The organism is Bradyrhizobium sp. Crot121 (assembly GCF_059512385.1).
This window is the reverse complement of sequence record NZ_JCAMOR010000027.1, coordinates 15,747-40,358: the sequence shown is the minus strand read 5'-3', so window position 1 is coordinate 40,358 and position 24,612 is coordinate 15,747. Positions and strand designations below refer to the sequence as shown.

Here is a 24,612-nt window from a genome sequence, read left to right as displayed (position 1 = left end):
CCGAGACACCCATTTGAGGCAGGGCAAACGCAAGCCAATGCGGCGAAGGCGGACATCATTGTAGCGAGACCAGCGTCCCGGCCGGCGTCCAGCCGCCGCCGAGCGCCTGAAACAGACTGGTCGCCGCCAATAATTTCGAGAGCCGCACCTGAACCAACGTGATCTCCGCGGTGAAGAGCGTCTGTTCGGCCTGCAGGACCGTAATCAGATTGATCGTGCCGCCCCGCAACTGCTTTTCCGCCACATCGAACGCCGTTCGCGAACTCGCAACGACCTGCGCTTGCAGCCGCTCCTGGAGCGTGAACTTCTGCAACGCGACGAGCGCCTTCTCGACGTCGGAGAATGCCGACAGAACCGCCTTGCGATAGGCCTGCAGGTCCTGAAGCTGCACGCCTTTGGCCTGCTTCAACTGGCTCTCGAGCAGGAAGCCATCGAAGATCGGCTGGGTGAGGCTGGCCGTGAGGGTGGAGAACGCCGCCCCCGGCGTGAACAGCGAGGCCAGCGCGCTGCTCTGGAATCCGCCGGTGCCGGTGAGTTGGATCTGCGGAAAGAAGGCCGCGCGAGCCTGCTCGACGCTGAAGTTCGATGCCGCAAGCAGCGCCTCCGCCTGGCGAATGTCCGGCCGTTGGTAAAGCAGTTCCGATGGCAGGCCGGGGGTTACCCGAGGCACTTTGATGCGGCTGGTCGATCCGCCCCGCACCGAGAAATTCGCCGGCGCTCGTCCAACAAGGACGGCGAGCGCGGCAATGTTCTGACCGATGGTGACTTCGAGAGGAGGAATCGCCGCCCGCTGCGTTCCTGTCAGCGCCTCCTGTTGCGAAACGTCGAGCTGCGAGGCTGTTCCGCCGGCAAACTGCGTCCTGATCAGCGCTAGGATTCGCTCGGCCGCTGCGAGGTTCTCGCGCGTCACCCGCAACTGGTCCTGCGCCGCCAGAATCTGGAAATACGTGTTGGCCACCGTGACGATCGCGGTCAGCGTGACCACCTCGCGATTATATCGGGAGGCTGTCGCGCTCTCTTCCGCTGCATGGAGCGCTGCCTGGTTCTTGCCCCAGAAGTCGAGCATGTAGCTCGCAGTGAGGCTGGTGCTGAATTGTGAGAAGTTCGAACTCCCGCCGCCACGTCCGCCTCCGGTCCCGGTGACGCCCCCGCCAAGGTTGCTGCCGCTGCTGATGGCGCTGCTTGTGGAGCCGAAATGCGCGCGCTCGGCGCTGGCTGCTCCGGTCAGGGACGGCAATAGCGGCGAACCAGCCACGCCGACCTGGGCGTCGGCCTGCACGACCTGGGCGATCGCGACTGCAATGTCGAGATTGTTGATCTGCGTCGCGTCCATTAGTGACGTCAGTTCGCCGGAGCCGAAGCCGCGCCACCAGTCCAGGACCGGGAGCGCGGCGTCAGGACCCGCCGAACTTGCCGCGCGATATTTCTCCGGCACTTCGAGATTGAGCTCGGGCCGTTCCGATCCCAGGATGCAGCCGGACAGGCCGGGGCCGAACGCCAGTACGATCAACGCGGAAATCGCGCGGGTGCGACCGTCTCCCCACGGCAAGATCGCCCGGGCCAGACTTCGGTGTCGGACTCGTAGTACCGAGGATTTCGACATCTCACTCGCCTGGCTGCAGTGAGGGCTTGGGCAGGTTGGGAGGCGTGTTGCCCCTTCGACGTTGGCCCCAGAGCCGGAACCTGTCCAGATACAAATAGATCACAGGTGTCGAATAAAGTGTCAGCATCTGGCTCAGGATGAGACCGCCGACGATGGCGATGCCGAGCGGTTGGCGCAATTCGCCGCCTTCGCCCATTCCGACGGCAAGCGGCACCGCGCCGAGCAGTGCGGCCATGGTCGTCATCATGATCGGGCGGAACCGGAGCAGGCAGGCCTCGCGGATGGCATCGAGCGGATCGAGGCCGCGCTTGCGCTCGGCGTCAAGTGCAAAGTCGATCATCATGATCGCGTTCTTCTTCACGATGCCGATCAGCAGGATCACGCCGATCAGCGCCATGATGCTGAACTCGGTGCGGAACGCGATCAGCGCCAGCAGCGCGCCCACGCCGGCCGACGGCAGCGTCGAGAGGATGGTCAGGGGATGGATGTAGCTCTCATAGAGCACACCGAGCACGATGTAGATGGTTACCAAGGCGGCCAGGATGAGCAGCGGCTGATTGCTGAGCGAATCCTGGAAGACCTTTGCCGTGCCCTGGAAGGTGCCGCGGATCGTCGCGGGCACGCCGATCCGGTTCATGGTGGCCTCGATGGTGCTGACGGCGGTGCCGAGCGACACGTTGGGAGGCAGGTTGAAGGAGATCGTGTTGGCGACGAGAAGTCCCTGATGATTGACGGAGAGCGGTGTTGCGCCCCGACCGAAATGCGCGACCGCCGAAAGCGGAATCATCGTTTCGCTGCTGGTGCTGACCGCCGCGCCGGTCGAGGCCACGCCTTTGCCGGTCGACCCGATCGAATTGGTCGCAAGATTGCGCGCGGCTTGTGCGTTGGCCGAGTTGGCGGTAACAGATGTTCCCGGCGTCACTACTGTTCCCGCCACCGCGTTGGTTGCCTGCGAGCCGCCGACCGATCCGCCGGAGGTGCTGATGTAGACATCCTTGAGCGTCTCCGGATTCTGCCAGTAGCGCGGTGCTACCTCCATGATCACGTGATACTGGTTGCGCGCGACATAGATGGTCGAGACCTGGCGCTGGCCGAACGCGTCATAGAGCGTGTTGTCGATCTGGCTGACGGTGATCCCGAGCCGCGCCGCGGCGTCGCGATCGATGACCAGATTGGATTCGAGCCCCTTGTCCTGCTGATCGCTGTTGACGTCGGCGAGGTTGGACTCGCGCTGCAGCGCCGCCGTAATCTTCGGTGTCCATTCGTTGAGCTCTTCCAGCGCCGGGCTCTGCAGCGTGTACTGGTACTGTGCGCTGGATAGCCGCCCGCCGACGCGGATGTCCTGCACCGACTGCAGAAACAGGGTTGCCCCGGGCACGGTGGCGAGCTCGCGCCGCAACCGCGCGATCACCTGGTCGGCGCCGACCTTGCGCTGCTCGAGCGGGCGCAGCGAGACGAAAACGAAGCCGGAATTGGTCTGGTTGCTGCCGGTGAAGCCGACGACGGCGTCCACCGCGGGATCGTGCTTGATGATGGTGACGAACTGCGTCAGCTTCTGCTGCATCAACTGGAACGAAATGCTCTGATCCGCCTGGATCGAGCCGACCAGCCGTCCGGTGTCCTGCTGAGGGAAGAAGCCCTTGGGGATCACGCCGTAGAGATAGAAGTTGAGCCCCAGCACCGCGGCGAGGATCAGCATTACCGATCTCGGGTGCGCGAGGGCGGCCGAGAGCGTCCGCCGATAGAAGCCGAGCATCGCTTCGAAGAAGCGCTCGCTGGCGCGATAGAGCCAGCCGTGGACCTGGTTGCTTTCCCGGCGCAGCAGCACCGAGCACATCATCGGCGTGGTCGCGAGCGAGACCGCAAGCGAGATCAGGATCGAGATCGAGATCGTCATCGCGAATTCGCGGAACAGCCGGCCGACGATGCCGCCCATCAAGAGGATCGGGATGAACACCGCGATCAGCGAGATGCTCATCGAGAGCACGGTGAAGCCGACCTCGCCCGAGCCCTTCAGCGCTGCCTCAAACGGCGACATCCCGTGCTCGATATAGCGGGTGACGTTTTCGAGCACGACGATGGCGTCGTCGACGACAAAGCCGGTCGCCACCGTCAGCGCCATCAGCGACAAATTATCGAGGCTGTAGCCGACCAGATACATGACGCCGAAGGTCGCGACCAGCGACACCGAGACCGCGACCACAGGGATCAACGTCGCGCGGGCGTTGCGGAGGAACGAGAACACCACGAGGATCACCAGCAGCACGGCTAGCACCAGGGTCCGCTCGACGTCATGCAGCGAGGTGCGGATGGTGGTCGAGCGGTCGACCGCCAGATCGATGTCGATCGCGGGCGAGACCGAAGCCTTGAGCTGGGGCATCAGCGCCTTGACCAGATCGACCGTGCTGATGATGTTGGCATTCGGCTGCCGGTACAGGATGATCAGGACGGCGGGCTTGCCGTTGGCGAGGCCGGCGTTGCGCAGGTTCTCCACGGAATCGGTGACCTCTCCGACATCGGAGAGATGCACGGCCGCGCCATTGCGATAGGCGATGACCATTGACTTGTAGTCGTCGGCCTTGTTGGCCTGGTCGTTGGCATAGATCTGGTAGCGCCGCTCGCCGACGTCGATCCCGCCCTTGGGGCTATGCGCATTGGCGCTGGCGAGCGCGGCGCGCACGTCCTCGAGCCCGATGCCGTATTTGTAGAGCGCCTGCGGAACCAGGTCGACGCGTACCGCCGGCAGCGAGCTGCCGCCGACAATGACCTCGCCGATCCCCTCGACCTGCGAGAGCTTTTGCGCCAGCACGGTGGAGGCGGCGTCGTAGAGGTCGCCGCGAGTCAGCGTATCGGACGTCAGCGTCAGGATCAGGATCGGCGCGTCGGCGGGATTGACCTTGCGGTAGGTCGGATTGCTGCGCAGGCTGGTCGGAAGGTCGGCGCGGGCGGCGTTGATCGCGGCCTGCACGTCGCGCGCCGCGCCGTTGATGTCGCGGTTCAGACCGAATTGCAGGGTGATGCGCGTCGAGCCCACTGTGCTTTGCGAGGTCATCTCGGTGACGTCGGCGATCTGGCCGAGATGGCGCTCGAGCGGGCTTGCGACCGTGGTCGCGACGTCCTCGGGGCTCGCGCCCGGCAGCGTCGCCTGCACCGAGATGGTCGGGAAGTCGACCTGCGGCAGCGGCGAGACCGGCAGCTTGAAGAACGCCACCACGCCCGCCGCCGCAAGCCCGAAGGTCAGCAGTGTGGTCGCAACCGGCCGGCGGATGAAGGGCGTTGACGGGTCCATGGCTCAGTGGGCTCCGCGTGTTTCGCGGGCACCGCCGGGTCCTCCGGCAAGCCGTACGGCGAGCCGGTCGAACCACAGATAGATCACCGGCGTCGTGAACAAGGTGAGCAACTGGCTGACCAGAAGGCCGCCGACGATGGAAATGCCGAGCGGGTGCCGCAGCTCCGATCCGGCACCGGTTCCGAGCATCAGCGGCAGCGCGCCGAGCACTGCGGCCATGGTCGTCATGATGATCGGCCGGAACCGCAGCAGGCACGCCTGGTAGATCGCCTCGCGCGGCGACCGGCCTTCGTTGCGTTCGGCATCGAGCGCGAAGTCGATCATCATGATCGCGTTCTTCTTGACGATGCCGATCAATAGAATGATGCCGATGATCGCGACGATCGTGAGGTCCTGCCCCGCCATCATCAGCGCGAGCAATGCGCCGATCCCGGCCGAAGGCAGGGTCGAGAGAATCGTGAGCGGGTGGATGAAGCTCTCATAGAGCACGCCCAGCACGATATAGACCGTGACGATCGCGGCCAGGATCAGGAACAGTTGGTTCGAGAGCGAGGCTTGAAAGGCGAGCGCTGCGCCCTGGAAACTCGTGATGATGCCGAGCGGCTGACCGATGTCGATCTGCGCCTGCTTGACGGCGGCGACCGCCTCTCCCAGCGACGCGTCGGGCGCCAGGTTGAACGATATGGTGGCCGAGGGGAACTGGCCGAGATGCGAAACCTGCAACGGCGCGATGTCCTCGTGCATCTTGGCCAGCACCGGCAACGGCACCGGCGCGCCTCCGACCGAGGAGGGCAGGTAGATCGACGACAGCGATTGGAGGGAGGTCTGCAGCGTCGGATCGGCTTCCAGGATCACCCGGTACTGGTTTGAGTTGGTGAACACCGTCGAGACGATGCGCTGGCCGAAGGAGTCGTAGAGCGCATTGTCGACGGTCGCGGGCGTGATCCCGAACCGCGCCGCCTGCTCGCGGTCGATGTCGACGAAGACCGCAAGTCCCTTGGCGGACATATCGGTCGAGACGTCGGTGAACGCGGGAAGCTGCCGCAATCTGTCGACGAGCTTCGGGGCCCATTCGGCGAGCTGGGCCGGGTCGGCGTCCTGCAGGATGAACTGATATTGCGCCTTGCTGACGGTGCCTTCGATGGTCAAATCCTGCACCGGCTGCATGTAGAGCGCGACGCCGATCAGCGATGCCGTGCTGTCCTTGAGACGGCGCATGACGCTCGCGATATCGGATTTTCGCTGATCGTGCGGCTTCAGGTTGATCAGGATGCGACCGCTGTTGAGCGTGGTGTTGGTGCCGTCGACGCCGATGAAGGAGGAAAGGCTCTCGACGTCGGGATCCCGGAGGATGACGTCGGCCAGTTGCTGCTGCCGCTCCGCCATCGCGGCGTATGAAACCGATTGCGGCGCCTCCGAAATCGCCTGGATGACGCCGGTGTCCTGCAGCGGGAAGAACCCCTTGGGGATCGCGACATAGAGCAGAGCGGTCAAGCCGAAGGTGGCGAGCGCCACCAGCAGCACCAGGGTCTGGCGGTCCAGCACCCAGTTCAGCATCCGGGCATAGATCGCGATGACATGATCGAAGCCTTCGCGGCTCAGGCGCTGGAGCACGTTCTCATGCGCCTCGCCTTCCGCCTTGAGCAGCTTGGCGCAGGCCATCGGAACCAGCGTCAAGGACACCACGGCGGATATCAGGATGGTGACCGACAGCGTGATGGCGAACTCGCGGAACAGGCGGCCGACCACGTCACCCATGAACAGCAGCGGAATCAGCACCGCGATCAGCGACACCGTCAGCGAGATGATCGTGAAGCCGATCTGCTCGGAACCGCGGAGCGCGGCCGCTAGCGGAGTTTCTCCGTCCTCGATGTAGCGGGAGATGTTCTCGATGACGACGATCGCGTCATCGACCACAAAGCCGGTGGCGATCGTGAGCGCCATCAGGGAGAGGTTGTTGAGGCTGAAGCCGAACAGATACATCGCCCCCAGGGTGCCGACCAGCGAGAGCGGCACGGAGAGGCTTGGGATCAGCGTCGCGCGCGGACTGCGCAGGAATACGAAGATCACCAGCACGACCAGCACGACTGCGAGCGAGAGCTCGTATTCCACGTCCCTGACCGAGGCGCGGATGGTCACGGTGCGGTCGGTCAGGATGTTCAGGTCGATGGCGGCAGGCAACGCCGCCTGCAACTGCGGCAACACCGCCTTGATCCCTTCGACCACCGAGATGACGTTGGCCCCGGGCTGGCGCTGGATGTTGAGGATGATCGCCGGCGTCGTATTCATCCAGGCGCCGAGCTTGTCGTTCTCGGCGCCGTCGATGACGTCGCCGATGTCGCTGAGACGGACCGGAGAGCCGTTCTTGTAGGCCACGATCAGGGATTTGTAGCCACCGGCACCGCGGATCTGGTCGTTGGCGTTGATGGTGTAGGAGCGCATCGCGCCGTCAAAATTGCCCTTGGGCGTGTTGACATTGGCATTGCCGAGGGTGGTGCGCAGGTCGTCGATATTGAGGCCATAGGCGGCAAGCTTGCGGATGTCGGCGCGGACGCGGACCGCCGGCCGCTGGCCGCCGCTGATGCTGACGAGGCCTACTCCCGGAAACTGCGAGATCTTCTGCGCCAGCCGGGTGTAGACGAAATCCTGGACCTGCGTCAGCGGCATGGTCTTCGACGTCAGGCCAAGGGTCAGGATCGGAGCGTCGGCCGGATTGACCTTGGCATAGATCGGCGGCGCCGGAAGATCTGATGGCAGCAGATTGCCGGCGGCATTGATCGCGGCCTGCACCTCCTGCTCGGCGACATCGAGCGAGATCGTCAATCCGAACTGCAGCGTGATGACCGAGGCGCCGGCCGAGCTGACTGAACTCATCTGGCTCAGGTTCGGCATCTGGCCGAACTGCACCTCCAGCGGCGCCGTGACGGACGACGTCATCACGTCAGGACTGGCGCCGGGATAAAAGGTCTGGACCTGGATCGTCGGGTAATCGACCTCGGGCAGGGCGGCGACGGGCAGGAAGCGGAATGCCAGCATTCCCGACAGCATGATGGCGATCATCAAGAGCGTTGTCGCCACCGGTCTGTGGATGAATGGCCGCGAGGGGTTCATTCGTGTCCACCCCCGGAGCGCCGCCCCTTGCCGTCCACCGCTTTCGAATCCGGCGGCTTGGCCGCAGCGGCCGACTCGCCCGCCCCCGTCGGAGGTCGAATGACGATCCTGGCGCCTTCCCGCAGCTTGTCGGCGCCATCGATCACGATGCGGTCGCCGGGGGAAAGTCCGGACTGAACCTCGACCCGGTCTCCTTCAGTGACGCCAAGCTTGACCGGGCGCACCGAGACCGTGCTGTCGCCGTTGACGAGATAGACGAAGGTGCCGGGCGTGCCGCGCTGGATGCCGGCCGTCGACACCGTCGTCACGTCCTTATGGGTGTCCAGCAGGAGACGCACGTTGACGAACTGATTGGGATACAGCGTCCGCGCTTCGTTCGAGAATTGCGCGCGCAGCTTGATCGTGCCGGTGGTCGGATCGATCTGGCTGTCGAAGGTCTGCAGCGCCCCGCTGGCGAGCTTGTTGGTGCCGCTGCGATCGTAGGCCGCGGCCGGCAGCACCGCTCCCTCGCGGAGCCGCGTGGCGATCGCCTGAAGCTGGTCCTCCGGGAGTGTGAACAGGACGCTGATCGGCTGCAGTTGCGTGATCACCACGATGCCGGTGGCATCACCAGGGGTGACGTAGTTGCCCTGATCGACCTGCCGCAATCCGACGCGCCCATCCAGCGGCGACAGGATGTGGCAATAGCGCAGGTTCACTTCGGCGGCCTGCACCGAGGCGCGGTCCGCTTCAACCGTGCCTTCGTTCTGCGCGACCAGGGCTATTTGCGTGTCGAGTTGCTGGTGCGGCACGGCGTTCTGCTTCGCCAGGCCCTGGTAGCGGGCAAGATCGACCTGGGCGCCCTTCAGCATGGCTTGGTCGCGCGCAAGCTGTCCCTTGGCCTGGGCTAGCGCCGCTTCAAAGGGGCGGGAGTCGATCTCCGCGATCAAATCACCCTTCTTGACTTCATCGCCTTCCTTGAACGCGATGCGGGTCAAATATCCGCTGATCTGGCTTCTGATCGTGACGGTGGCGAGTGAAGAGACGGTGCCGAGCCCATTGAGGTTGATCCCGATATCGCCCTTGCCGACAGTCTCGGCGACAACAGACATCGGCAGGGCGGTTCGCTTGCCGGCTGTTTCCTGTGGCGTGCCTGCGGGCTTCGTCCACCAGACGATGCCGGCAGCCAGCAGGAGAATAACGGCGATCGCGAACCCAATGCGCCCGCGAGCCGGGCGCACGACTTTTTTCCCAGGCGCAATCGAAGGGGGGTCCGTCGACTTCCTTAGCTGCTGATCCATGGGTCACCTGCGAAAGCGCATGAACGAACCCGCGTGGGGCGCATGTCGCCGCAGCCCGGTTCCTGCAACATTCCAGGTCGACATATTGAACGATTAAGGGCCGGAAAGCCCATTAACATTCGGTAGGGAGGCTCAACAAAGGCTGATGGTTCCGCGCGTTCGGCGGCAATCGGCGACTTCAGCCTAATTCTTGGCCAGATCGGCCTGCGAAGCCATTTCGGCCCGCCGCTCATAGCTCTCGGCAAGAACCTTGAGACGATCGGCGACTGCCTGGTCGCTCACGCTTTCCGCGACCCGGCGCAAGGTCTGCGCTGGGCTCGAATATTCCCTGCTCGGCATACTCAACTCCGCAACTCATGGTTTCAAACTCTTATGTAGGTGCGCGGTGCACGATGCCGAATTCACAAAGTCGGGAGTGAGCGATCTGTATGAAGCGACGCAATCTGCATAGTGGCGGCCGGCGCCGTCTCATTCGGCCGGCATTGCCTGGGGCTGGACGGGGGAGGTTGCCGCCTCCTTCTCGCCGAACAGCCAGATCTGCAGCCGGTCGAGATAGAGATAGACCACCGGCGTCGTGTACAGCGTGAGGATCTGCGACACCGCGAGGCCGCCGACAATGGCATAGCCGAGCGGCTGCCTGATCTCCGAGCCCGCGCCGGTGCCCACCATCATCGGCACGGCGCCGAGCATTGCCGCCATCGTGGTCATCAGGATCGGCCTGAACCGCTTGATGCAGGCCTGGTAGATCGCCTCTTCCGTGCTGAGTCCTTCATTGTGTTCGGCGTGGATCGCGAAGTCGACCAGCATGATGCCGTTCTTCTTGACGATGCCGATCAGCAGGATGAGGCCGACAATCGCGATCACGGTCAGATCGAAATGGGCCGCCATCAGCAACAGCAGCGCACCGACGCCGGCCGACGGCAGGGTCGAGATGATGGTGATCGGATGGATCGTGCTCTCATAGAGGATGCCGAGGATCAGGTAGATCACGAACAGCGAGGCGAGGATCAGGATCGGCGTGCTCGACAGCGAGGCGCCGAAGGCCTGGGCGTTGCCCTGGAAGCTGGTCTGCAGCGAGAGCGGTGGATTCAGCTCCTTCTTCACTGCATCAATGGTGCTCACGGCCTGGCCGATGGCGGCACCCGGCGCAAGGTTGAACGAGATCGTCACCGACGGGAACTGCCCCTGGTGATTGACGACGAGCGGCGAGACCTTCACGACCGAATCGACCAGCGTCGACAACGGCACCTGCTGCCCGCTCGAAGATTTCACATAGATGCCGTTGAGCGCATCGGGCGAGTACTGGAACTTCGGATTGACCTCCATGACGACATGGTACTGCTGCAGCGTGGTGTAGATCGTCGAGACGATGCGCTGCCCGAACGCATCGTCCAGCGTGTTATCGATGGTGAAGGGCAGGATGCCGTAGCTCGAGGCGACTTCGCGCTTGATGGTGATGTCGAGCAGCGGCCCGGCATTGAGCTGGTCGGTGGTAACATCGGTGATCGAGGGGATCGTTCTGATCTTGTCGAGGAACAGGCCCGCCCAACGGGTGAGCTCGCCCGGATCGGCATCGTTCATCGTGTACTGGAATTGCGTCTTGTTCAGCCGGGCTCCGATCGTGATGTCCTGGGCGGGCTGCATGTACAGCGTGACGCCCTGGATCTTGGCGAGATTGGTCCGCAATCGCGCGATCACCTTGTCGATCGGATCGCGCCGGTCGGCTGGCTTGAGCTGGATGTAGACGCGCCCGTCATTGACCGTGTAGACGCCGCCACCGGCGCCCACCGCGGCCCCGACGGAAGCGACGGCGGGATCGCGCATGATGACGTCGAGCAGGGCTTGCTGGCGCTGGGCCATCGCCTTGAAGGAGATATCCTGCGACGCTTCCGACTGACCGAGGATCAGCCCGGTGTCCTGCTCCGGGAAGAAGCCCTTGGGAATGACGACGTAGAGATAACCGGTCAGCACGATGGTGCCGAGCATCACCATCAGCGTGATGAAGCGATGACGCAGCACGATCCTGAGGCCGACCTCATAGAGGTTGAGCAGCGCGTCGAATCCGCGTTCGGACAATCGATAGAGCCGGCCGTGCGAGTTGCTTTCGGGCTTGAGCAGGTAGGCGCACATCATCGGCGTCAGCGTGCGCGAGATCACCAGCGACAGAACCAGCGCCACGCTCACCGTCATCGCGAATTCGCGGAACAGCAGCCCGACATAGCCGCTCATCAGGAACAGGGGGATGAAGACGGCGATGAGCGAGAACGTGATCGCCATGACGGTGAAGCCGATCTCGCCGGATCCCTTCATCGCCGCGTCATAGGGCGAGAGCCCCTCCTCGATGTGACGCGTGATATTCTCGATCTCGACGACGGCGTCGTCGACCACGAAGCCGACCGCAATCGACAGCGCCATCAGCGACAGATTGTCGAGGCTATAGCCCATCTCGTAGAGGATCGCGAAAGTTCCGACCAGCGACAGCGGCACGGTGACCGCCGGGATGATGGTCGCCCAGAAGCTGCGCAGGAAGATGAAGATCACCATGACGACGAGCCCGATCGTCAACAGCAGCGTGAACTGCACGTCGGCGATCGATGCGCGGATGGTATCGGTGCGGTCGGAAATGACGTTGATCTTGATGCCGGCGGGAATCGAGGCCTGCAGCACCGGCATCATCGCCTTGATGCGCGCGACCGTATCGATGACATTGGCGCCGGGCTGGCGCTGGATCGCCAGGAGGATCGCCCTCTGATTGTTGTACCAGCCGGCGATCAGGTCGTTTTCCGGCGCGCTGATCGCGCGTCCGATGTCACGGATGCGGACCGGAGATCCATTGCGATAGGCGACGACGAGATCGGCATATTGGTCGGGCTTGAACAGTTGATCATTGGTGTTGAGCGTGTAGGTCTGGCGCGGGCTGTTGAGCGTGCCCTTCGCCAGATCGACATTGGCCTGGCCCAGCACTGTCCGCAGATCCTCCAGATTGATGCCGCGGGCGGCCAATGCCTCCGGGTCGACCTGGATGCGGACGGAGGGCTTCTGCTGGCCGCCGACGCCGACGAGACCGACGCCGGAGATCTGCGAGATCTTCTGCAGCAGGATGTTCTCGGAATAGGCGTCCACCGTGGTCAGCGGCAGACTGTCCGAGGTGATGCCGAGCACCAGGATCGGCGTGTCGGCCGGGTTGACCTTGCGGATCGTCGGCGGATACGGCAGGCCTGTCGGCAGATAAGGGGAAGCGGCGTTGATGGCCGACAGCGTGTCGCTCACCGCACCGTCGATCTGGCGGCTGAGATCGAACTGCAGCGTGATCTGGGTGTAGCCGAGCGCACTCGCCGACGTCATCTGGGTGAGGCCCGGGATTTCGCCGAACTGCAGCTCGAGCGGCGATGCCACCGAGGACGCCATGGTCTGCGGATCGGCGCCCGGCAACTGCGCGGTCACCGTCAGCGTGGGATAGTTGACGTTCGGCAGCGCCGCCACCGGCATCAGCGGATAGGCGACCAGCCCAGCTACGAACAAGCCCACCATGAGCAGGGCGGTCGCGATCGGCCGTCGGATGAACGGTGCGGAAATATTCATGGGATTGGCGTCTGCATTGCGTCCTGCGCGGCGGCTTCCTCGGCCGCCTTGCCATGGAGCGCGATCACATGTGTGCCCGGCTGCAGCTTGTATTGGCCGTCGACCACCACCCGCTCATTTGCCGAGAGTCCGGAATCGATCAGCGCCTGTCCGTCGCTGATTTGCGCCACCTTGACCTGGCGGATCGCAACGGTGTTGTCGGGATTGACGACCCACGCATAGGCTCCGTTCGGACCTTGCTGGATCACCGCCGCAGGCACAGTGAGACCGTTGTGTCTCGTGTCGAGCAGCAATCGCGCGTTGACCAGCTCGCCCGGCCAGAGCTTGTTCTCCTTGTTGGAGAAATTGGCCTTGAGCTGAATCGAGCCCGTGGTCTGCAGAATCTCGTTGTTGACGAGGCCAAGCTGGCCCTGGCCGAGCTCGATCGTGTCGTCCTGGTTATAGGCGAGGACGGTGAGCGGCGCCTTGGTGATCTGCTGCTGCTTCTGGATTTGCGGCAGGACCGTCTCCGGAAGCGTGAAGATCAGCGAAATCGGATCGAGCTGGGTCACCACGCAGAGACCGTTCGTGCTCGACGGGCTGATGATGTTGCCGACGTCGATCTGGCGGATCCCGACCACGCCGTCGATCGGTGAGGTCAGGCGCGTGAAGCTGAGCTGCACCTTCGCGGCCTCGATCAGCGCCTTGTCGGTTGTGATCGCGCCGTCCAACTGCCCGACTTGCGCCTTCTGGGTTTCGATCAGTTGCGGTGTCGCCCAGCCTTTGGCCCCCAACTGGGTGTAACGGACGAGGTTGGCATTGGCGTTGGCGAGCTGTGCCTGATCGCGTTCCAGTGCTCCGGTGTACTGATCGATTAGCGCCTGATAGGGGCGCGGATCGATCTGCGCCAGCAGGTCGCCGGCATGCACATGCTGGCCTTCGGTGAAGTTGATGGTGAAGATCTGCCCCTGGATCTGGGCGCGCACCACGTCGGTGTTGTAGGCGATCACGGTGCCGACGCCGGTCAGATAGATCGGCACGTCGTGCTGGCTGACCGTTCCGGCGACGATCGGCACCGGGGACGGCCGGGCCGGCGCTGCGGCGGCCGTCTCGAACGGGAAGTCATGCATAGCGTAGAGCAGAGCGCCGGTCGCCACTGCGGCGGTCAGCATGACGGCACCGACAACGATCTTCTTTTTCATGGTCTGGGCTTCGCTGAGAGATTTGTTAGCAACCCGGAATAGCTGCCGATGACGTGACACTGCCCGCAGTGAGGATTGAGCAGGCACTGCCCGCCATCGTGGAGGTGGAGGCGGTTGGAGCGGGAGTGAGAACCGTCGGCACGGTCGGGAGGGCCGCAACCGGTCCAACGACGCCTGGAAGGAGCGATACGCCGGGCGTCGGCACCGGCGCCGCCGAGCTGACGCCGAGGTTGCCGATCTCGGTCGAGTCGAGGGGAATTCCGGTTCGATTGACACCGCCCATTGTCGTGGGTGAGGTCGACGACGGTGTCGATGATGCAATGACGCTCGTCGAGCCTGAGCCGCACATCCCCGACGTTCCCGATGTGTCGATGATGCCGGATGCTGTCGCCATGCCCGAGCTTTCCAGCGTGCCTGACGTCGTCGATACGCCCGATGTCGGTGAAATCAATGGCGATAGGCCCGGTGTCGCGGCGGTATTGCCCGCCATGGCCGCGGTTGCAGGCGCGGTCGATCCGACCGCCATTCCGGCGCCGTCGAAGGTGGCGGTCGATCCGAACATCTGGGTCGGCGCTGTTCCAACTGTCGAACAGACCGTGCCGCCGCTTGGAATTGCAATCGTGCCCGTCGCGGGAGCCGCGAGCGGACTGACTCCCGCGGACGAGAGCTCGGTTGCGCCCAGCGGAATTCCCGTTGGCGAGACCGGCGAGCCCGCGCTGCCGAGCGGAGAGGTTGCGTCAAGCGTCGGAGTCGGCGTCGCCATGCCCGTCACTTGCGCGACAGCGGCATTCGCTGTGAACAATCCTGCAAGCAGGGTCGTTGCCAGGATCGCTGTCAATCGTCTCATCATGACACTTCCTCTCCGTGAATGAAGCGCCCCGCATCGAATGCGCCAGCCGACCGAGCCGACCGGATTCTCCGACGGCTTGAACGTAGGCGCGTTCGGCGGCGCATCCACTAAATTCGTCTTTAGGAATGCAGTGAGATATCGCTTGGGATTTTCTTTGCGCAGCGCTGCGCGGAGCGCAGCAATAGCGCAGCGCTAATCCACTGATGCGCGCATGCGCCGGACAGCGGGATTTGAATCTACGATACTACCAATAAAAAAAGCGGCCGGGACCGCACAAGCGGTCCGGCCTCTTCAGTTTCGACCGTCAGCTCGACTGACAGGACACTCGTTCAACGGTGGTCCGAAGCGACCGGATCAGTAATAGCCGTAGCCGTAATAGCCATAGCCGGTGCCGGGTTCACAGGGAACGTTGCCGTCGGTCCAGGGCTGCGAGGCAAACGCGCCTACCCGCGGGGCGGGAACGCAGCCCGGTCCGCCGACATAGACCTGCTCCGGCGCCGCAACGGCAGCGGCATTAGCACGCAGAGCGTGGCGCGTGTGTTCGCGAGCCATCGCGGGAGTTGCAAGCGTCGCCGCAGCGACCAGCGCGATCGACAAGAGCTTGATTGCAGACATGGGTATTCTCCATCAGGAAGCGGAGCCAATGGAGCGTGGCTCCCCTTTCGAAGTGCGGATCGCGACACCCTGTTTAAAGAGCGCGTCTTCTCACGTTCTCTCAATGCCGCGTGAGCGCATTCGTGCGCAGGTTGCAGGCGGGAGCTGCCCGCTCACAACGACGTTACACAACTCAGAGCATGATCCGGACCCGGAGGGCCGCGTTAGCGCAAAGCGGGATACAGGTTCTCCGAAAAGATCATGCTCAAACAAGAAGATAGAGCGCGATGATGCTTCGAGGAAAAATCATCCCGCGCCAGCAGCTTGGTTTCAGTTGAAGCTAGACGGCCGTCGAAAGCGTGCGCATTTCGGCCTGCCACGGTGCTATCGCATGTTGCCCGGTGGCGATCGTCACGACTTCGTTCCAGCGTGACAGGAAGGCCTCGACGCAGGCAGGATCGAATTGGCGCGCCTTGTTGTCTTCGAGGTAACGACGCGCCTCCGCAAGCGGCATTGGATCCTTGTAGGGACGCTTCATTGTGAGCGCATCGAAGACGTCGGCGACGGCGACGACGCGGGCCGCGATCGGAATGTCGGTTTCCCTGAGCCCGTTGGGATAGCCGCTGCCGTCCCAGCGTTCGTGATGAGCTGCAGCGATCTCGGCTCCAAGCTGGATCAGTTCACAATGGCTGTCGGCGAGAATGCGTCCGCCGATCACGGCGTGGGTGCGTATGATCGCGATCTCCTCCGCATTCAGCCGGCCGGGCTTGAGCAGAATGCTGTCGGGTATCGCGACCTTGCCGACGTCGTGCAGGGGGGCCGCAAGATAGATATCGCGGATGAGCCGCGGCGGCAGGCCGAGTTCTTCGGCGATGATGCGGCTGTATTTCGCTACCCGAAGCGTGTGCTCGCCGGTATCGTTATCGCGATATTCGACGGCGAGCGCCAGACGAAGGATGATCTCCTCCTCGCGCTCCTGCAGCTTCTTCGTGGCGCTGGCAACTTCCCGGACGAGATCGGCTGCGCGGTCGTTCAGTTGCCGAACGGCAATGCCGAGCCGGATGAGATTTCTCAGCCGGACCCTGGTCTCCAGAGTTTGCGGATGTTTCGGCAGGAAATCGGTGGCGCCGGCCTCGAGCGCCTGCATGCGCACGTCGTCCGTCTGTACCGAGGTGATCATCACGATCGGAATATTGCCGAAGTTCTCGATCGCACGGAGTTCGCGGATGAATGTGACGCCGTCCATTCTCGGCATCTCATAGTCAACGAGGACGATGTCATATTGGCGTTGCATCGCCGATATCATCGCCTGCAGCGGACAGGTGTACGCCGTGACCTGCACGGTACCGTCGGCTTCCAGGAGCCGCGTGAGGAAGTCGAGGACAGAACGACTGTCGTCAACGAGAAGCGCTTGTGTAAGCATCTGACGTCCTGGTACGCACGGTCGGTTGTACGAGACCAAGAGCTACTGTGCAGGCTCTTAACGTCGACCTAAGCCTGACAATCGCCGATTGCATGGCTTTTTCGATGCGCGTGAATGCAGGCGCGAATCCTACCAGGCTACCCGTCGAATCCCGCGCACCGTAATCCTACGGTCATCTTGCATGGAATCGCGGTTGATTAACATCTTAATCACCATCTCTGCCGATACTTCGGCCGAAAGAGATTCGCATTCCGGCTAAAGCGAATCTCTGGGAATGCGGGGGCGGTGAATGGCTGACGTGACAGAGTCCAAACGGTGGCTGCAGTTGCCACCGGACTGCAGCATCGCGTCGATCCGCCAAGTCTACGACACGATCCGCGAGGCCTTCAGCCGCAATGATCGGCTCGAGATCGACTGCTCCGCTGTCGACAAGGCCGACGTCACCTCGATCCAGCTTTTGCTTTCCACCGCGGAGACCGGCAAGGCGCAGGGCCGCCCGGTCGTCCTGACTGCATTCTCGCAAAGCCTCCGCAATACCCTTCGCCGCGCAGGCTTCTCCAGCGATGCGATGATCGACCAACATTTTCACAACAAGGATGGCGCGTGATGGCTACGGTCCTGACGGTCGATGATTCCCCCAGCATCCGCCAGATGATCAAGGTCGTGCTCGAGCCGGCCGGTCACAACGTGATCGAGGCGGGCGACGGCGCGCAGGGCCTGGCGAAGGCGCAGGCAGGCAAGCTTGATCTCGTGATCACCGACCTCAACATGCCCGTCATGAACGGCCTCGAACTGATAAGGGCCCTGCGCAAGCTGCCGTCGCAGGTCGGCCTGCCGATCGTTTTCCTCACCACCGAGTCCAACGACGCGGTGAAGCAGGAAGCCAAGAGCGCCGGCGCCACCGGATGGATCACCAAGCCCTTCAAGCCTGAGCAATTGCTCGCGGTGGTCAACAAGCTGGTGCGGTCATGAGCAGCATGGACCCGACGGAGATATTCCGTCAGGAGGCGAGCGAGCTTTTCGAAACGCTCGAAGGCGCCCTGCTTGATCTTGGCCTGCGTCCCGATGACCGCGAGCTGGTCGACTCGGCGTTTCGCGCCCTGCATACCATCAAGGGCTCCGGCGCGATGTTCGGCTTCGACAAGGTCGCCGCGTTCACCCACGAATTCGAGACCGCCTTCGAGCTGGTCCGCAAAGGAGAGATCAAGCCGACCCAGGAGCTGATCGCGGTCGCGCTGGCTGCAAAGGATTACATCCGCGCCCTGATCGAAGCGCCTGACAGCGCCGATTCGATCATCGGCGACGCCATCCTGGATGATCTGAAGCGTTTCGTTTCACCTGTCGAGCAGGTCCTGCCGGTCGAGTCTGAGATCGACACCCCGCCGGCAAGCGAGAGCCGACCGGCGGGCTGGCAACTGCGCCTCGAATTCGAGTCACATATTCTCCGCAACGGCTCCAATCCGCTCGACCTCCTGGATGATCTCTGCAAGCTCGGTCCCTGCTTCGTCGTGCCGGTCACCGATGGCGTGCCGCTATTGGACGAGCTGGAGCCCGAGGACTGCTACCTGAAATGGGACGTCACGCTGCATAGCGGTTGCGACAAGGACGCTATCGACGACGTCTTCATGTTCGTGCAGGACGAGATGAAGCTGACGCTGGTGCCGCTGGCGCAGGTCGAGCGCGCGGCGCCGACGTTCGCAATGGCGGAAGCCGAGCCGGTGGCTCCTCCGGTTCCGGCCCCGGCGCCGACCGCTTCCTCGGTCCCCGCTGCGGCGGAGCCGGCGACGCCGCCGGAACGGAAGCGCGACGAGCCGAAGCGCGCGGAAGAGCGCGGCATCGCCACGGTCCGCGTCCAGGCCGAACGGCTCGACGAGTTGATGGACCGGGTCGGAGAGCTCGTCATCGCCCAGGCGCGGCTCAGCCAGTTGGCCGCAGCCGGCTCCGATCTCTCGATCAAGATGATCGCGGAGGAGATCGAGCGGCTGGCGGGAAGCCTGCGCGACACCACGATGGGCGCGCGGATGGTGCCGATCGGCTCGCTGTTCGGACGCTTCCGAAGATTGGTCCACGATCTGTCCCGCGACCTCGGCAAGCCGGTCGAATTCGTCACCTCGGGCGAGGATACCGAGCTCGACAAGACCATGATCGAATGTCTCGCCGATCCGCTCGTGCACCTGATCCGCAATGCGATCGATCACGGCATCGAGGATTCCGAGACGCGCGCGGCGGCCGGCAAGACCGAGAAGGGGCGGATCGAGCTCTATGCGATCCATTCCGGCGCACAGGTTCTCGTCACCGTCAAGGACAATGGCGGCGGGCTCAACACCGCGCGCATCCGCGCCAAGGCGGAAGAGCAGGGGCTGATCGCGCCCGGTGCCGCGATGTCGGATCATGAGATCCATCAATTCCTGTTCCATCCGGGGTTCTCGACCGCCCAGACCATCTCCGCGCTGTCCGGCCGCGGTGTCGGCATGGACGTGGTCAAGCGCACCATCGAGAACATGCGCGGCTCGATCGATCTGTCGACGAAACCCGGCGCGGGAACGTGCGTCACGCTGCGCCTGCCGCTGACGCTTGCGATCATCGAGGGATTGCTGATACGGGTCGGCGAGGGCCGCTACATCATTCCGCTCCCGGCGGTCGAGGAGTGCGTCGAGCTCACGGCGGACGACGAGCGTTCGCGTGGCCGCAATTTCCTCAACGTGCGCGGCAACCTCGTGCCCTTCCTGCGGCTCCGCGACATTCTCGATGTGCCCGGATCACCCGGACTGCATCAGAAGACGATCATCATCTCGACCGGCGAGACGCGCGTCGGGCTGGTTGCCGACCAGATCATCGGGAATCATCAGACCGTCATCAAGTCGCTTTCGAAATTGCATTCCGACGTCACGATCTTTTCCGGCGCGACCATCCTTGGTGACGGCACCGCCGCGCTTATTCTCGACGTGGCGCAACTCGTCGCGCTGGCGCAGTCGCGAGCGGAAAAGCAGCAGATGAGCGAGGCGGCATAGATGGCGACAGATCCGCAGCAGGGCGCCGGGACCGTCGAGGACGGTTCGATGCAGGTGGTCATGATCGGGCTCGGCGACGAGAAATTCGCGCTCGATGCCGGCCTGGTGCGCGAGATCATCGATCCGGTTCCCGCGACGAAAGTGGCCGGCTCGCGCTCGTTCGTGCCCAGCGTGATCAATGTGCGCGGCAATGTCATTCCGCTGGCCGACCTGCGCATCCGTTTCGGGATGCCGCAGACCGAAGCCTCCACGGAGACACGGATCGTCGTGATCGAGGTCGGCATCGACAACGAGCCGGTCCTGGTCGGCGTCACCGCCGACAAGGTCTACGAGGTCACCGAGATCTCGCGGACCGACGTGCAGCAGACGCCGCGCGTCGGCATGCATTGGAAGCCGGAGTTCATCCGCTTCATCACCAAGTGGCGTGAAGAGTTCGTCATCGTACCGAATATGGAACGTATCCTGAATTGAGGACGTCTCGGGGGCGAGACTGAGGTTGGGGGCTGCACATGAGATTTACGGTCAAGGCCAAGCTGGCCGTTGCGTTCGGTTTGATCATCGTCCTGTCCGCGGTCGCGGGCGGTGTCGCCTACATGAAGCTCGGCGACATGATGGAGACCGCCGACAGCATGGTGCTGCGCGCCACGCGGATGGAGAAGGCGACGCAGATCGAAAAGGACATCCTGCTCCAGCTTCGAGCGGAGAAGAATGCGATTCTGGGGACGGAAGCCGACGTCGAGCAGTTTGCCGCGGAGGCAGCGAAGACCCGCGAGGCGGCGCTCAAGATAAAGGACGAGGTCTACGCACTGGCGAGCGAGGCCGGCAGGAAGCTGCTCGACACGTTTGCGGGCGCCTACGCCAAGATGAACGCCTTCCAGGAAGATACCATCAAGCTGGCGAAGACCGACAAGGCCAAGGCCACGGAGCGCTCGATGCATGAGGGACGCAAGGTCGTCGCCGATGCGCTCGAGGCCATGGGCGCCTATGTCGCGAATACGAAGAGGCAGATGGCCGAGCAGGCTGTCCAATCGAAGGAGGCGGGCCACCAGGCGCAACTGATGTTGATGACCCTGATTGGTATCTCGCTCGCGGTTGCGGTCGCGGCGGCGCTCTGGATTTCGATCAGCATCAGCCGCTCGCTCGGACGTGCGGTCGATCTTGCAGGCTCAGTCGCCGATGGCGATCTCAGCAAGACCATTCCCAATGCCAGCAACGACGAGATCGGAGATCTCGTCAAGTCGCTGAACGTGATGGTCGAGAAACTGCGGCAGATCGTGTCGGAAGCCCTGACCGCGGCGCAGAACGTCTCGGCCGGCAGCCAGGAGCTTTCGGCCAGTGCCGAGCAGCTCTCGCAGGGCGCGACCGAGCAGGCGTCCTCGGCTGAAGAAGCCTCCTCCTCGATGGAGGAGATGGCCTCCAATGTGAAGCAGAACGCCGACAACGCTAACCAGACCGAGAAGATCGCGGCGCAATCGGCCAAGGATGCCGAGGCCAGCGGCGCCGCAGTCGGCCGCGCCGTCGAAGCGATGCAGACGATCGCCGAAAAGATCACGATCGTGCAGGAGATCGCGCGGCAGACCGATCTGTTGGCCCTGAACGCCGCGGTCGAGGCCGCGCGCGCCGGCGAGCATGGCAAGGGCTTTGCCGTGGTCGCCTCCGAAGTGCGCAAGCTCGCCGAACGCAGCCAGGCGGCCGCCGCCGAGATCGGCACGCTGTCAACGGAGAGCGTGAAGGTCGCGCAAGAGGCGGGCAGCATGCTTGCCAAGCTCGTGCCCGATATCAAGAAAACCGCGGACCTGGTCCAGGAAATCACGGCGGCCTGCCGCGAGCAGGATGTCGGTTTGGCGCAGATCAACCAGGCGATCCAGCAGCTCGACAAGGTCGGCCAGCAGAACGCCAGCGCATCCGAACAGGTTTCCTCGACCTCGGAAGAGCTGGCCTCCCAGGCCGAGCAGTTGCAGTCGACGATCGCCTTCTTCCGCATCGACCAGGGTCGCAAGGCCGCCGCCGCGCCGATCGACAAGGCGGTCAGCCAACTGCGCGCGAAGGCTGCGACAATGGCGGCCGCCGATCGCGGCGCCAGGAAGCCGCCGGCCGCCGGGGCGAAGCCGCAGGGCCGTCGCGCCCTCAAGGTTGCCAATGGCGGCGGCTTCGCTTTCGAGCTGGATGAAGACGGGGACGACCGCGACGCTGATTTTCAGCGCTGAGGAGTGAAGCGTTGGTGGACTGGCAGGTTGGATTGATTGCGGTCCGACCAACAATTCGAGCATTCTCTTGGGGGCTGAAATGAGACTTACCGTAAAAGCAAAATTGGCCGGCGCCTTTGGCCTTGTCATCCTGTTGTCCATGGTCGCGGGCGCGGTGGGCTACGTGAAGCTCAGCGACATGGTCGGCACGGCCGAGAGTCTCGTTTCGCGGGCCGGACGCATGGACAAGGCCGCCGAACTCGAAAAGGGCATCCTGCTTCAGGTGCGGGCCGAGAAGAACTCCATCATCGCTTCGGAAAAGAACTATGACCAGTTCGTTGCCGACCTGGCGAAGATTCGCGAGCCGCTGCTCAAGACCAGGGACGAGATCTATGCCGGAGCAACCGACAGGGGCAAAAGGCTGATCGATGCTTTCTCGGCCGCCTACGTCAAGATGAATGCCTATCAGGATGAGACGGTCCGCCTGGCCAAGGTCGACAAGGCGGCGGCGACGGATCGTTCGATGAACGACGGTCGCAAGGTAGTGGCCGACGCGCTGGAAGCCGCAAACGCCTATATCTCGCTCGTCAAGTCGGCGATGGCCGAGCAGACCGAGCAGGCAAGGCAGGACGGGGCGCGCGCCGAGATGCTGTTGGTCATCCTGGTGCTCACCTCGCTCGTGATCGCGGTGGTGGCGGCGACCTGGATTGCGCTCAATATCAGCCGCGGACTCAGCCGTGCCGTAAACCTTGCCGATGCGGTTGCGATCGGTGATCTCAGCCAGAAGATCGACGTTGTCAGCAACGACGAGATCGGCGACCTCGTCAAGTCGCTGAATGCGATGACCGTGAACCTGAACGGAACGGCGGCCGTCGCCAACGAGATCGCGCAGGGCAATCTCACCGTCGACGCCAAGCGCCTGTCGGACAAGGATACGCTCGGCATGGCCCTGGAGCGCATGGTCGAGAAGCTCCGCACCATCGTCGCGGAAGCGCTGACGGCGGCGCAGAACGTCTCGGCCGGCAGCCAGGAGCTCTCGGCCAGCGCCGAACAGCTCTCGCAAGGCGCGACCGAGCAGGCCTCCTCGGCCGAAGAAGCGTCCTCCTCGATGGAGGAAATGGCGGCCAATGTGAAGCAGAACGCCGAGAACGCCAACCAGACCGAAAAGATCGCGGGACAGTCGGCGAAGGATGCCGAAGCCAGCGGTGCCGCGGTCGGCCGCGCCGTCGAGGCAATGCAGACGATCGCCGAAAAGATCACCATCGTGCAGGAGATCGCGCGCCAGACCGACCTGCTCGCCCTGAACGCGGCGGTCGAGGCCGCGCGCGCCGGCGAGCATGGCAAGGGCTTTGCGGTGGTCGCTTCCGAAGTCCGCAAGCTCGCCGAGCGCAGCCAGGCGGCCGCGGCCGAGATCGGCACGCTGTCGGGAGAGAGCGTGAAGGTGGCACAGGAAGCGGGCAGCATGCTGGCCAAGCTGGTGCCCGACATCAAGAGGACGGCGGAGCTGGTGGAAGAGATCACGGCGGCCTGCCGCGAGCAGGATGTCGGCTCGGCGCAGATCAACCAGGCGATCCAGCAGCTCGACAAGGTCGGCCAGCAGAACGCCAGCGCATCCGAGCAGGTCTCCTCGACCTCGGAAGAGCTCGCCTCCCAGGCCGAACAGCTGCAGTCGACGATCGCCTATTTCCGTATCGACCAGGCAAAGGACAGGCCCGCGGCTGCGATGCCGATCGACCGGGCCGTCGGCCAGCTCCGCGCTAAAGCCGCGAGCATGGCAGCCGCCGAGCGCAAGCCCGTCGCCAAGCCGGCACGTGCGCTCAAGGCCGCCGCCGGCGGTGGCTTCGCCTTCGCGATGGAAGACAGCGACGATCGCGACGCCGATTTTCAGCGCTAAAGCATGATCCGGAAAAGTGGGGAACCGGTTTTCCGAAAAGATCATGCTCAGAAAAGCAACACGCGGGGCCTGGCCTTCGAGGCGAGTCCCCGCGATCTCTGACCGGAAGGACGCAACATGGCCGGCACCGCTCAATATCTGACGCTCGGTCTCGCCGGGGAGACCTTCGGCATCAGCATCTGCAATGTCCGTGAAATCCTCGACATGCGGCCGATTTCGCGTCTGCCGCACGCGCCGCATTTCATGCTCGGCATGATCGACGTGCGCGGCAGCGGCTATCCGATCGTCGACCTCCGGCTGAAGCTCGATCTGCCGAGCGTGCCGGCAACGGAGGCGACGCGCATCATCATCCTGGACGTGCCGATGAACGACCGCCTGGTCGGCGTCGGCTTCGTGGCGGACTGCGTGTTCGAGGTCACCGACATCGATGAGGATTCGATTGGTCCCGTGCCCTCGGTCGGCGGACGCTGGCAATCCGACTACATCGCGGGCATCGGACGCAAGGGAGAAAAGTTCGTCATCATCTTCGATCTCGCACGATTGATGGCCGATGCGGAAGTGTCCGCCGACGAGGCCCGCGTCGACGCATCAGCCGCAGCCTAGACTTG

At 63.6% G+C, this 24,612-nt stretch carries 17 protein-coding genes; 8 read left to right on the top strand and 9 right to left on the bottom strand.

Going from position 1 to position 24,612, the window contains the following annotated elements; all coding sequences use genetic code 11:
* Nucleotides 1–55: 55 nt before the first annotated feature.
* From AC5ZGW_RS23035 to AC5ZGW_RS23005, 7 genes are all read right to left on the bottom strand, one after another.
* A complete protein-coding gene (locus tag AC5ZGW_RS23035) occupies nt 56–1,603 on the bottom strand; it encodes an efflux transporter outer membrane subunit (protein ID WP_130225929.1) in 1,548 nt (515 codons plus the stop codon).
* Nucleotide 1,604: 1 nt separating this feature from the next.
* Nucleotides 1,605–4,892, bottom strand: coding sequence for an efflux RND transporter permease subunit (locus AC5ZGW_RS23030; protein WP_130225928.1), 3,288 nt, complete (start codon nt 4,890–4,892; stop codon nt 1,605–1,607).
* 3 nt (nt 4,893–4,895) lie between these two features.
* Nucleotides 4,896–8,003, bottom strand: a complete 3,108-nt coding sequence (locus AC5ZGW_RS23025; RefSeq protein WP_130225927.1) for an MdtB/MuxB family multidrug efflux RND transporter permease subunit — start codon at nt 8,001–8,003, stop codon at nt 4,896–4,898.
* Nucleotides 8,000–9,223: an MdtA/MuxA family multidrug efflux RND transporter periplasmic adaptor subunit gene (locus AC5ZGW_RS23020; protein WP_245474709.1), complete on the bottom strand. Its 1,224-nt coding sequence runs from the start codon at nt 9,221–9,223 to the stop codon at nt 8,000–8,002. Before AC5ZGW_RS23020 ends, AC5ZGW_RS23025 begins: the two co-directional genes overlap by 4 nt.
* A 243-nt stretch (nt 9,224–9,466) precedes the next feature.
* A complete protein-coding gene (locus AC5ZGW_RS23015; protein ID WP_165435208.1) occupies nt 9,467–9,622 on the bottom strand; it encodes a hypothetical protein in 156 nt (51 codons plus the stop codon).
* Between the two features lie 129 nt (nt 9,623–9,751).
* Nucleotides 9,752–12,865 (bottom strand): efflux RND transporter permease subunit, encoded by a 3,114-nt coding sequence (locus tag AC5ZGW_RS23010; protein ID WP_130225925.1) that lies wholly within the window; start codon nt 12,863–12,865, stop codon nt 9,752–9,754.
* Complete coding sequence (locus AC5ZGW_RS23005) at nt 12,862–14,046, bottom strand: efflux RND transporter periplasmic adaptor subunit (RefSeq protein WP_130225924.1); 1,185 nt, start codon at nt 14,044–14,046, stop codon at nt 12,862–12,864. Before AC5ZGW_RS23005 ends, AC5ZGW_RS23010 begins: the two co-directional genes overlap by 4 nt.
* 125 nt (nt 14,047–14,171) lie before the next feature.
* Between AC5ZGW_RS23005 and AC5ZGW_RS23000 the strand changes: the two genes are divergently transcribed.
* On the top strand, nt 14,172–14,918 hold the full coding sequence (locus AC5ZGW_RS23000) for a hypothetical protein (protein ID WP_130225923.1): 747 nt from the start codon (nt 14,172–14,174) through the stop codon (nt 14,916–14,918).
* A gap of 332 nt (nt 14,919–15,250) precedes the next feature.
* Here the strand turns inward: AC5ZGW_RS23000 and AC5ZGW_RS22995 are convergent, their stop codons facing one another.
* Together AC5ZGW_RS22995 and AC5ZGW_RS22990 are read right to left on the bottom strand one after the other, a co-directional pair.
* Nucleotides 15,251–15,511 carry a hypothetical protein gene (locus AC5ZGW_RS22995; RefSeq protein ID WP_130225922.1) on the bottom strand — a complete coding sequence of 87 codons (261 nt, stop codon included), beginning with the start codon at nt 15,509–15,511 and terminating at the stop codon, nt 15,251–15,253.
* 319 nt (nt 15,512–15,830) lie between these two features.
* A complete protein-coding gene (locus AC5ZGW_RS22990; protein ID WP_130225921.1) occupies nt 15,831–16,913 on the bottom strand; it encodes an HD domain-containing phosphohydrolase in 1,083 nt (360 codons plus the stop codon).
* Nucleotides 16,914–17,202: 289 nt separating this feature from the next.
* Here AC5ZGW_RS22990 and AC5ZGW_RS22985 point away from each other — a divergent pair, with 289 nt between their 5' ends.
* From AC5ZGW_RS22985 to AC5ZGW_RS22955, 7 genes are all read left to right on the top strand, one after another.
* A complete protein-coding gene (locus AC5ZGW_RS22985) occupies nt 17,203–17,520 on the top strand; it encodes an STAS domain-containing protein (RefSeq protein ID WP_028167213.1) in 318 nt (105 codons plus the stop codon).
* Entirely contained in the window at nt 17,520–17,885 is a 366-nt protein-coding gene (locus AC5ZGW_RS22980; RefSeq protein ID WP_027580048.1) for a response regulator, read from the top strand. Before AC5ZGW_RS22985 ends, AC5ZGW_RS22980 begins: the two co-directional genes overlap by 1 nt.
* On the top strand, nt 17,882–19,924 hold the full coding sequence (locus tag AC5ZGW_RS22975) for a chemotaxis protein CheA (RefSeq protein ID WP_130225920.1): 2,043 nt from the start codon (nt 17,882–17,884) through the stop codon (nt 19,922–19,924). The genes AC5ZGW_RS22980 and AC5ZGW_RS22975 overlap by 4 nt, the downstream gene beginning before the upstream one ends.
* Entirely contained in the window at nt 19,925–20,395 is a 471-nt protein-coding gene (locus AC5ZGW_RS22970) for a chemotaxis protein CheW (RefSeq protein ID WP_130225919.1), read from the top strand. It abuts the gene before it with no gap.
* Nucleotides 20,396–20,433: 38 nt separating this feature from the next.
* A complete protein-coding gene (locus AC5ZGW_RS22965; protein ID WP_496113962.1) occupies nt 20,434–22,131 on the top strand; it encodes a methyl-accepting chemotaxis protein in 1,698 nt (565 codons plus the stop codon).
* 79 nt (nt 22,132–22,210) lie between these two features.
* The gene (locus AC5ZGW_RS22960; RefSeq protein WP_130231604.1) at nt 22,211–24,004 is read left to right on the top strand and encodes a methyl-accepting chemotaxis protein; all 1,794 of its coding nucleotides are present in this window, start codon (nt 22,211–22,213) and stop codon (nt 24,002–24,004) included.
* 117 nt (nt 24,005–24,121) lie between these two features.
* Nucleotides 24,122–24,607 carry a chemotaxis protein CheW gene (locus tag AC5ZGW_RS22955; RefSeq protein ID WP_028167208.1) on the top strand — a complete coding sequence of 162 codons (486 nt, stop codon included), beginning with the start codon at nt 24,122–24,124 and terminating at the stop codon, nt 24,605–24,607.
* Nucleotides 24,608–24,612 lie beyond the last annotated feature (5 nt).